1 protein-coding gene is annotated in these 223 nt (G+C 30.9%); it reads right to left on the reverse strand.

Annotated elements, in window-relative coordinates:
* On the reverse strand, positions 1 to 223 hold a 223-nt coding region (locus tag HMPREF2810_RS15940), incomplete at both ends, for a hypothetical protein (RefSeq protein WP_218083144.1).

Consider the following 223-nt stretch of genomic DNA (forward strand, 5'->3'; position numbering starts at 1 on the left):
GTACTCTCAATAATTTCTTATCAGTAAAACTTTTCGCGATGGTTATAAATGTACGATTTGGTTTTTGTACTCTCAATAATTTCTTATCAGTAAAACTCGTTCCCCAGCCGATCTGGTCCCATTCTTGTTTTTGTACTCTCAATAATTTCTTATCAGTAAAACTTTTTGAAGCATTGATAAATTCTTCTGCTTGTTTTTGTACTCTCAATAATTTCTTATCAGT

This window comes from Enterococcus sp. HMSC078F03 (assembly GCF_001811595.1).
Classification (GTDB): Bacteria; Bacillota; Bacilli; order Lactobacillales; family Enterococcaceae; genus Enterococcus; species Enterococcus faecalis.